Annotated in this window: 9 protein-coding genes and 1 tRNA gene; all 10 read right to left on the bottom strand. The window is 54.2% G+C overall.

Going from position 1 to position 9,809, the window contains the following annotated elements; genetic code table 11:
• Positions 1–41: 41 nt before the first annotated feature.
• The 10 genes from HY768_09435 to HY768_09390 all read right to left on the bottom strand — a co-directional run bounded on the left by HY768_09435 (position 42) and on the right by HY768_09390 (position 9,539).
• Positions 42–380 carry a hypothetical protein gene (locus HY768_09435; protein ID MBI4727420.1) on the bottom strand — a complete coding sequence of 113 codons (339 nt, stop codon included), beginning with the start codon at positions 378–380 and terminating at the stop codon, positions 42–44.
• Between the two features lie 90 nt (positions 381–470).
• Positions 471–1,439, bottom strand: coding sequence for a KpsF/GutQ family sugar-phosphate isomerase (locus tag HY768_09430; GenBank protein MBI4727419.1), 969 nt, complete (start codon positions 1,437–1,439; stop codon positions 471–473).
• A gap of 105 nt (positions 1,440–1,544) precedes the next feature.
• Positions 1,545–3,233 (bottom strand): mucoidy inhibitor MuiA family protein, encoded by a 1,689-nt coding sequence (locus HY768_09425; protein ID MBI4727418.1) that lies wholly within the window; start codon positions 3,231–3,233, stop codon positions 1,545–1,547.
• A gap of 170 nt (positions 3,234–3,403) precedes the next feature.
• Positions 3,404–4,234: a 3-deoxy-8-phosphooctulonate synthase gene (kdsA, locus tag HY768_09420; protein ID MBI4727417.1), complete on the bottom strand. Its 831-nt coding sequence runs from the start codon at positions 4,232–4,234 to the stop codon at positions 3,404–3,406.
• Between the two features lie 43 nt (positions 4,235–4,277).
• The gene (locus tag HY768_09415; GenBank protein MBI4727416.1) at positions 4,278–4,418 is read right to left on the bottom strand and encodes a DUF559 domain-containing protein; all 141 of its coding nucleotides are present in this window, start codon (positions 4,416–4,418) and stop codon (positions 4,278–4,280) included.
• Between the two features lie 108 nt (positions 4,419–4,526).
• Positions 4,527–4,871 (bottom strand): hypothetical protein, encoded by a 345-nt coding sequence (locus HY768_09410; protein ID MBI4727415.1) that lies wholly within the window; start codon positions 4,869–4,871, stop codon positions 4,527–4,529.
• A 327-nt stretch (positions 4,872–5,198) separates the two neighbouring features.
• Entirely contained in the window at positions 5,199–6,215 is a 1,017-nt protein-coding gene (ruvB, locus tag HY768_09405; GenBank protein MBI4727414.1) for a Holliday junction branch migration DNA helicase RuvB, read from the bottom strand.
• A 419-nt stretch (positions 6,216–6,634) separates the two neighbouring features.
• Positions 6,635–8,029 (bottom strand): O-acetylhomoserine aminocarboxypropyltransferase/cysteine synthase, encoded by a 1,395-nt coding sequence (locus tag HY768_09400; protein MBI4727413.1) that lies wholly within the window; start codon positions 8,027–8,029, stop codon positions 6,635–6,637.
• A gap of 191 nt (positions 8,030–8,220) precedes the next feature.
• Entirely contained in the window at positions 8,221–9,309 is a 1,089-nt protein-coding gene (gene serC / locus HY768_09395) for a 3-phosphoserine/phosphohydroxythreonine transaminase (GenBank protein MBI4727412.1), read from the bottom strand.
• 154 nt (positions 9,310–9,463) lie between these two features.
• Positions 9,464–9,539: transfer RNA gene (locus HY768_09390), tRNA-Ala, on the bottom strand.
• Positions 9,540–9,809: the final 270 nt, after the last annotated feature.

The raw sequence follows: 9,809 nt of genomic DNA, 5'->3' as shown, positions 1-9,809 counted from the left end.
GAACCACCTTCCGGCAGCCAGTTTCTTATGCTGGTATTCCATTATTGCACCAAGCCTGACACGATTTTAATTATTTTTTCCTGCAATCCCTTATCGTCAACCCCCCGGCTTAGATTGTTGTGAGTCGGCCTTAAGTTGATCATTGAATCAAACTCTATCCAATCCGGGCCTTCCGCCCCGGGGTAAATGTTTATTCCCCATAGATCTTTTTGAACAGAGCCATTTTGCAGCAATAGCCCCTCTTCGTCGGAATGAAGCTCTCCGCCCACGGCCATGATGCCCTGCTCCACATCGACCACGGCTTTGACCATGTTGCCGAACATGGCTTTGGCCATCTCAATTAATTCAACCCTGGTGATTGATTTGTCAACTATTTTCATCATCGCTATTCCCTATTCTCCAAACCCTAAAATCTATTATCTGGTCCCTGCCTCCGGCCCTTAAATCTATTCCCAAATATCTATTCCCTATTAAAGCACCCCCGCCCGCATGATATCGTGCAGATGAATGATCCCCACCGGCCGGTTCTCCTTGTCGGCTACCAGCAGAGATGTGACTCGGAAATCCTCCATCATCTTGGCGGCCTTCACCGCCAGCTGGCCCTGATCCACCGTCTTGGGATTTTTGTTCATCACCTCGTCCACCTTAAGAGCGAAGATATCATGGGATTTGGTCAAAAGCCTTTTCAGATCGCCGTCGGTCAGTATCCCGATGATGCTCCCTTTCTCGTCCACCACCGAGGTCACGCCCCGTTTGGCGGTCATCTCCAGAATCACATCCTTCATACTGGCGCTTTGTTTGACGATGGGGATATCCTTGCCGCTCTGCATTAGGTCGGACACCCGCAATAAAAGTTTTTTGCCCAACCCGCCGCCGGGGTGGAAGCAGGCAAAGTCCTCGGGAGTGAAATTGCGCTGATCCAGCAGGGCCACGGCCAAAGCGTCGCCCATGGCCAAAGCCGCGGTGGTGCTGCTGGTAGGCACCAGGTCGTGGGGGCAGGCTTCCTCTTTGACCGAGACGTCCAGCACCACGTCGGACTGGGCGGCCAAGGCCGAATCGGTCTTGCCTAAAAGGGCGATGATCTTGACCCCCACCCTTTTGAGCACGGTCAGCAGTTCGCACAGTTCGTCGGTGCCGCCGCTCTTGCTGATGATGACTGCCACGTCCCCCTTGGAGACCAGCCCCAGGTCGCCGTGCAGGGCGTCGGTGGGATGCAGGAAGAAGGCCGGGGTGCCGGTGGAGGTCAAAGTGGCCGCGATCTTCTGGCCGATCAGCCCGGACTTGCCCACCCCGGTGATGATGACCTTGCCCTTGGCCGCCAGCAAAAGCTCCACCGCCTGCGGGAACTCTGGCCCCATCCGGCCCGCCATCTCGCTTAGGGCCAGGGCCTCGGCCTTGACGGCCTTTTTGCCCAATGCGATCAGCTTTTTAGCGCCCATTTCTCTCACGTCATGTTAATTATTTTTTTACCACAAAGACACACAAATACAATTAACGAATTACGATTAACCACTAACGAAGTAGTGCCTTTGTGACGAGATCGGTTACAGCCCCTGGATGCCGGTATCCGAAGGATACTCTATGATGTACTCCAACTCCAGCTCCTGCTTGCCCTGGGGCTCTATCTGGAACTTCCACTCGATCATCCCGTTGGCCTTTTCCTTGACGCCGAACTCGGCTTCGGGCGAGTCGAACTTGGGCGACACTAATTTGACTTTGATCTTGTCGTTCTTGGAGACCGGGTACTGCTCGTTGACGGTGATCGTCTCTTTGTTTGCCTTCAAATTTTTCACCATAATCTTGTAACCGTAGGTTTTCTTGACCTTCTTTGTTCCCTCGGTCAGGTCCTTTACCTTCTGCCGGGTTACTTTTAGGCCCTCGTCTATGCCCAGCGAGACGTCAAACTTCTCCGACGGGATGATGGAATTGATGGACGAGGCGCCAACGAAATTGTTCCCGAAGAAAACGTTGATGTCCCCGGCGATGAAGGGATACTCGGTGGTGTTCTTGACCTTGCCCTTAAGATAGGCGTACTGCTTGATCCGCGGAGCGGCCGAGTACTCGAACTCGGCGTCCAGGGTCTCAAAGGCGATCGGGATCTTGTGCGGCTCGCCGTCCGAGGGGATGTTGTTCTCGCCCGGGGTTACGAAGACGTAGGAAGTGCCGGAGAACTCGACATCAGAAGTTGATACACCCATTGGTGAAACAGTCTTGGTCGTTGAGCCTATATCTGCCATAACCTGTATTTGTTCCATTGCCGGCGCCGGGGCCTGGTTCATCTGGGCCCCGTAACTCACGTTCATCGTGGCTCTCTTGGCCGCCGCACCCTTCTGATAATACTGCTGGTAAACGTCCAGGTACCAGGGCGACAGCGCGGGCATGGAACCGGAGACCGAGGGCTGGGCGGTGGACAGCGTAACCCTGACGTCCTTCCAGTCCTCCCCGGTATTCTGGTAGATCACGCCATAGTAGGTAAATTCCACCTTCTGGTCGTCCGGCGAGACCCGGATATCGTACTGGGGATGCCAGGAGGCTCCCATCATCATGTAACTCAGGTTCAAATTGAGTGCGCCTTCCTGAAGCACCCGGAAATTTATGGTGACATTCTTTTTTGTAAGATTTGCTGTACCGGCTATCTTGTTCAAGCGCTTCTGCAGAGCATCCAATTTGGCTTGCAGGGATTTTTTGCTCTTGTCTATCCCCCGCATCTCCTTGTTGATGGCTTCGTAGCGGGCATCGTAAAAAATATAAAGCCCTGTCCACTCGCTGACGGTGGGGGCCCTGGGCTTCTCGGCGTCCCGCCCGGTGCTGACCGCAGTGCTGGCGCTCTTTATCTTCTCCAGATAGTCGGCCTCTTTTTGCAACAAGGAAAAACGGTCTTCGTAAACCTTGACCTGCTCCTTTAGCTGGTCCACCGAATCCTCCAGCACCTTGTATTTAATGTTGTTGGTGGTGTCCAAGTATACGGATTCTATCTTCACTGCGTTGATCTTGACTTCGGCCGGTCCAAGGCCTGATGTCCGCACCGAGTTGTCGTCCAGCGAGGAGGGCAGGTCCAGCAGTTTGACCTGGTATTCGCCCGGCTGGTAGCTGTTCTTGCAACTGCGGATGATCTCCACCCGGTCGTTGTAGACCACGGCCTGGGTGATTGGCGCCTTGTGCTCGATGACCTGCAGGGCAAAGGCGTTTGCTGCGATCAGCGCCAGGACTGTTATCAGAGCGATCTTTTTCATCACCTACTCCTTTGATTTGATTGTTATGAGTTGTCGTTCGTCATACCTGCACTTCATTACACTCAGTGTAAACTCCAGCAGGTATCCAACAGGTTTCCCACTGGATTTCCACTTTCGTGGGAATGACATGGAAGCCCGATAGTTATTTTTGAGCCTTGGTGTCTTGGTGGTTAGGAGTATTTTCTGGCAACTGCATCCAGTTCCATCAGACTCCCCAGCAGCCGCTCCAGTTTGGACAGCTCCAGCATGCTGGCCGCGTCGCACTTGGCCTGGCCGGGTTTGGGGTGGGTCTCGATGAATATGGCGTCGCAGCCACAGGCCACCCCGGCCCGGGCCAGGGGTTCGATGAACTCCGGGCTTCCCCCTTTGGGGTCGCTGGAGGGCTTGCCATACTTGCGGATGGTGTGGGTCACGTCGAACACGACAGGATAGCCCAAAGAGCGCATGATGGGCAGGGCCTTGTAGTCCACCACCAGGTTGTGGTAGCCAAAGCAACTGCCCCGCTCGGTTAAAAGTATATTGGTGTTACCTGTCTCTTCGATCTTCTTGACGATGTGCCCCACGTCCTCCGGGGCCAGAAACTGACCCTTTTTAACATTTACAACCTTTCCCGTCTTCGCGACCTTTAATGTCAACTCTGTCTGCATGCAGAGATAGGCCGGGATCTGGATCACATCCAGCACCTGGGCGCAGGCGGCCACCTCTTCGGGATAATGCACGTCAGAAAGTACTGGGATATCAAACTGTTTCTTAACTTTTTCTAACAATTTTAAACCATACTCGAGCCCCGGGCCTTGATATGACTTGGCCGAGGAGCGGTTGTCCTTTTTGTAGGAGGACTTGAATATCAGGCCGATCTTCAGCTTGTCAGCGATCTTCTTGATCTCTTCGGCCGTTTTTAAGACCACGGCCTCGTCTTCCATCACACAGGGCCCGGCGATCAGCGCCAGCGGTGCGCTCCCGCCGATCTTTACTTTGCCGATGTTAAGCAGTTTGGTCATATATTTCCTTGATTATGCTTTCGGATGTATTTACGTTTTGAACTCACAAAACCACACTGATGCGCTTCATTACTTCGTCAATATTTTCTAATACGTTTTTATTTGCTATTCTCACAACTTTTATTCCGAGATATCCAATCACTTCGTCCCGCAGTTTATCTTGTTCTTTCTGCTTGTTATGAATGCTGCCGTCTAATTCTTTATCCCATCGCCCTCATTAGTTGGCTGGTTTTCTTCAAATTGTGGGCTACGACACCCCAGCCGGTCCAGTTCTCCATGCCGTTGTCCCCGGTCAGCCGACAACGGTCAAAGCCAAAGCAACGGGCCTGCACGCCGAAGGAGTTACGGCCCGCAGGCGGGATAAATAGCTGATCCGGCCTTCGGCCCCGGTCCGGAACTTTTGTAACCGTTTAAACCAATATTGTCGTTGGTGCGCTTTTCGTTCTTTGCTCGGTTTACCTCGGGCCGGCATGGATACATGTTTAACTCCAAGCCGTTTGGCCATTCGTTCATTTTTCGCCGAACTGAATCCACGGTCGGTGGCAAATTCTTCTGGCGCCTGACCAAAGGTTGCTTGATGACCTTTCAATAATCCCTTCGCCAATGTGGTTTCCGCCGGATTTCCATCAAGCGTCAAACACTGGCTGACGATCCCTTTTATGTCTATTGGGATACTACTGGTATGCTACCAGTAGTGTCCGGTCATTAACCGAAGAGCTGCAATTGGTTATGGTATTGACCCGCCGGATCTTGTTTGGTAGCATCTTGAAACACCTGTAAAATGGGCCTTTTCTCAAACAGATTGACTTCTAAAATCTGTAAAAATGTGTAAATCACCTGGAATTGAGAGCCGTTTCTTGACAATGGCAACCAGGAGATACATGATGAGCACTGCCCAGATTTGGGTTTTAACGGCGTTGGGCGAAGTGCCGCAGAAGGTTTTAATCCGGTTTAAATCAACCACCTAAAGCATCGCCGTCTGCTTATTCCCCGAACTCAGCCCCAAATGCCTATAGGCCAGATCCGTGGCCTCCCGCCCCCGCGGTGTGCGCTTCAAGAAACCCTCCTGGATCAGATACGGCTCATACACTTCTTCCAAGGTATCGGCCTCCTCGCTGACCGCCACCGCCAAAGTATTCAAGCCCACCGGCCCGCCGTTGAATTTTTTGATGATGGCCTCCAGTATCCTCTTGTCCATGTCGTCCAGGCCCAAGGCGTCTACTTCTAACCGCAGCAGGGCCGAGTCGGCCACCTGGTCGGTGATCTTTCCGTCGGATTCCACCTGGGCAAAGTCCCGCACCCTGCGCAGCAGGCGGTTGGCTACTCTGGGAGTTCCTCTGGAACGTTTGGCGATCTCCTTGGCGCCCTTTTCGGTGATGTCAACTTTCAATATCTGGGCCGAACGGGTGATGATCTGCTCCAGATTGGCGTGGGTATAGTAATCCAGCCGGTTGATCATCCCAAAGCGGGTCCGCATCGGCGCGGTCAGCAGACCGGCCCGGGTGGTGGCCCCGATCAGGGTGAACTTGGGTAAATTGAGCCGCACCGAACGGGCGCTGGGGCCCTTGTCTATCATGATGTCCAGGCAGTAGTCCTCCATGGCCGGATAAATGTATTCCTCCACCATCCGGTTGATGCGGTGGATCTCATCTATGAACAGCACGTCGTGTTCCTGAAGATTGGTCAGAATCCCGGCCAGGTCGGCCGGCCGCTCCAGCACCGGGCCGGTGGTGGCCTTGATCTGGACCCCCATCTCGTTGGCGATGATCTGGGCCAAAGTGGTCTTGCCCAGGCCCGGCGGCCCGCAGAACAGCATATGGTCTATGGCCTCGCCCCGCCCCTGGGCCGCCTGGATGAAGACCTTGAGGTTGCTCTTTATCTTGTCCTGGCCCACGAAATCGCTAAAAGTTTGGGGCCGGACCGAGCTGTCAAACTCCAGATCGCCTTCCAGGATATCGGGTATGGTGATTTTGTCTGTCATATCAGTATTTAGTTACCGCTGAAAAACATCCTTTGCCCGCGCGAAAAACGCTAAAAACCACCGCTGTTATTAATAGGAGCGTCTATTAGTAGACATTCCTGTTTCTTTCAATCCAATATAATTAGCGGATTTCGCAGCTTGCCCCGATGTAGCGGGGTGTTTTGGTGGGGGAAAAGTCTACTATTGGTTCGGCTACTTCGGCAAGCTCAGTACAAGTCACTCACCACAGAGCTTGCCCTGAATATGACCGATATTTAGGCCGGTGAAGGGTATACGTTCTGAGTAATAAATCCGCTGCTCGATGTTCCTATCAGGTGCAAATTGTTGCATTGTGCTATTCAAAACAGCCGGTAATAGAGTGGATTATTTACAAACGCGGGATGCCCCGTCAACAACAGATTCATTCCGCATTCGTTTGATTACTTCACCTTGGCCAGGGCCAGGGCCTGGTCCAGATCATTGATGATGTCGTCGGGGTGCTCGCCGCCCACCGACAGCCGGATCAGGTCGCCGGGGATGGCCGCCAGGGAGCGCGATTCCTCGCCCATCTGCTGGTGGGTAGAGATGGCCGGAATGGTGGCGATGGATTTTATGCGTCCCAGGTCGGTGGCCCGCCAGATCCGCTTCAGGCCGTCCAGCGCCAGCCGCGCGGCCGGCACGCCGCCCTTGGGAATGAACGACAGCAGGTGGCCGTAGCGGTTGACGTCCTTACCGTACTGGGCGTCGTATTTGGCGTCGACCAGCCACAGGTATTTCTTCGCCAGCCCATGCAGCTTGTGGCTCTCCAGACCCAGGTAGTTAACCTTGGCCACCTTGGGGTGCTGCTCCAGAAATTTGGCCACCTTCATCGAACTCTGGGACAGTGTGTCGATCCGGGTGCGCAGGGTGCGAATCTCGTTGAGGGCCAGGATGGCGTGCAGCGGGGACAGCGAGCCGCCGGAATCGCGGTTGGGCCACAGCAGGCAGTAGCGGGCGAAGTCGGCCTTCATGGCGTCGTTGGGAAGGTTGCAGACGATGTTCTTGCGGGCGATTACCGCCCCGGCGATGGTCAGGCCGCCCGAGGTCATGGTCTTGGTCACCGAGTGCACCACGATGTCGGCGCCGTGCTCGATCGGCCGCAGCAGGGCCGACGTGGCCACGGTGGAGTCGGCGATGAAGGGCAGGCCGTGTTCGTGGGCCAGGGCGCAGACCTTCTTGAGATCGAAGAACGACAGCCCGGGGTTGGACGGCAACTCGCCGTACAGAAACCGGGTGTTCTTGTCAATCTTTGACTTCCATTCGTCCAGATTGTTGGGGTCTCCCACCCAGCGGCATTCAATGCCCTGCTCCTGCATTCGGCGGACATTGAACAGCTGGAAGGTGCCGCCGTAGACCTGGGCACAGGCCACGAAATTGACGGCCTCGCCGTTCTTGTGCGCCAACAGCGGGTGGATGGCCGCCGAGATGGCCGCCATGCCCGAGGCCGTCACGAAGCAGCTGGTCTCGCAACCCGACCCGTAGCCGTCCAGCAAGGCCAGGGTATCCTCCAAGTAGCCCTGCGAAGGGTTGTGGATCCGGGTGTAGGCCCAATTGGGGATCTGGTAGGTCATGGCCGCTTCCATCTCGTCGCAATCGCGGTAGGCCTGGGCCGAGCTTAGAAACATGGGCTCGATGATGGCCCCCTGGTTGTTCTCGATGGCCTCATTTACCGAATATGTGCCGTGGACGGCTATGGTATCAAACCGCCACTTTTTAACCTCTTCCTTGATGTAGCGTTGGCGCTCGGCCTGAATTTTATTGGCCTTCTCTACATATTTCTGGACAGCTTCGTTCATCTCGGGATCCTCCACATATGTTTTTATGATTTATGTTTTCGCGCCTGATTGGTTTTAAAACTGCTTACGTCCGGCGGACCAAGGCCGCCCCCGGCGGAGAAGATCAGTGCTATCTCGTCCACAGCCGTTTTGACAAACGGCGTTCCGGCGGACAACGGCGCTTTTCAGGCCTGCGTTATTCGATATTTGTTTTATGAATTCGCCTGATCGAATTTCTTGATGAAAGCGACCAATTTCTCCACCCCTTCCATGGGCATGGCGTTATAGACGCTGGCCCTCATGCCGCCGGTCTTCCGGTGTCCGCTCAAGCTCACCAGCCCTTCGGCTTCGGCTTCTTTCAGGAATTTTTTGTCCAGGTCGTCCGAGGCGGTCCGGAAGGGAATGTTCATGATGGAACGGTCCTCTTTCTTCTGGACATGGCACTTGAACAGTTTTGAATTATCAATGGCATCGTACACCATCGCGGCTTTTTGGTTGTTGATCTTCTCCATGGCCGCCACCCCTCCCAGGCCCAGCAGATACTCGCACACCAGCTTGATAATGTAAATGCCGTAGCAGGGCGGCGTGTTGTACATCGAGCCGCCGTCCACCTGGGTTTTGTATTTCAGCATGGTGGGGGTCTCGGGCTTGGAGAAGTCTATCATGTCGTCCCGGATGATGACCACGGTCACCCCGGCCGGCCCCATGTTCTTCTGGGCCCCGGCATAGATCAGGGCGAATTGTTTGACGTCAACCACCTTGGACAGGATATCCGAGGACATGTCCGCCACTAACGGCACGCCCTTGGTGTCGGGAAAGCTCTTCCAGGAGGTGCCGAAGATGGTGTTGTTGGTGGTCATGTGGACGTAGTCCGCGTCCGGTCGGAATTCCTTGGGGTCCAGAGCCGGCAGGTGGTTGAATACCTCGGGTTCGGAGCTGGCCACCACCTTGATGTCCCCGTATCGCTTGGCTTCGGCAATGGCCTTGGTCGCCCATTCCCCGGTGTTGACATAATCAGCTTTGTTCGATTTTTTCATCAGGTTCAGCGGGACCATGGCAAACTGCATTGAAGCGCCGCCCTGAAGGAAAAGCACTTTGTAATTTGCCGGTATGCTCATCAATTCTCGCAGGGATTTTTCCGCCCCGTCGATGATCGACTGGTAGACCTTGGAGCGATGGCTCATTTCCATCACGGACATCCCGGAGCCTTGGTGGTCCAGCATCTCGTCCGCAGCCTTTTTCAACACCGCCTCGGGCAGCATTCCCGGTCCGGCCGAAAAATTGTAGACCCGCTTTGCCATATCGATCTCCTTATATTAATAATGTTGGATTTAAACCGATTCTAATTGGTTTCCATTCTAAAACATGGCCCGCCAGACGACGTGTTCGCCGTAGTCCGCCTAAGACGGACGAAGGAGGAAGCCCGCATAATATTGATGCTTTTACGGCAAAGTCTGGTGGAGCTGATGGGATTCGAACCCACTGCCTGTACGATGCGAACGTACCGCTCTACCAACTGAGCTACAGCCCCAAACCTTGAAACTCTAAACCCTGCTAACGTCTAAATGCTAAACCCTAAAATGTAATGTTAACAAAAATCCGTCTAGATTTCAACCCCAATCAGTATTTAGTTATTTCTCTGACGGCCTGGGAGAAGGCTGCGATGCTTTTTTTGAATTCCTCCGGTCGTCCGCCGAAGCCAATCCTTATCCTGCCTGCATCCCCGAAGAATCTTCCAGGCGCCACGAATACCCGGTAATATTCTGCCAAACTAAAAAATCATTTATTTCGCCAAAGCTTT

The sequence above is a fragment of the candidate division TA06 bacterium genome (genome assembly GCA_016208585.1).
Classification (GTDB): domain Bacteria; phylum Edwardsbacteria; class AC1; order AC1; family EtOH8; genus UBA5202.
Note: the sequence above shows the minus strand (reverse complement) of the source record. Positions and strands in the feature narration are given on the sequence as shown.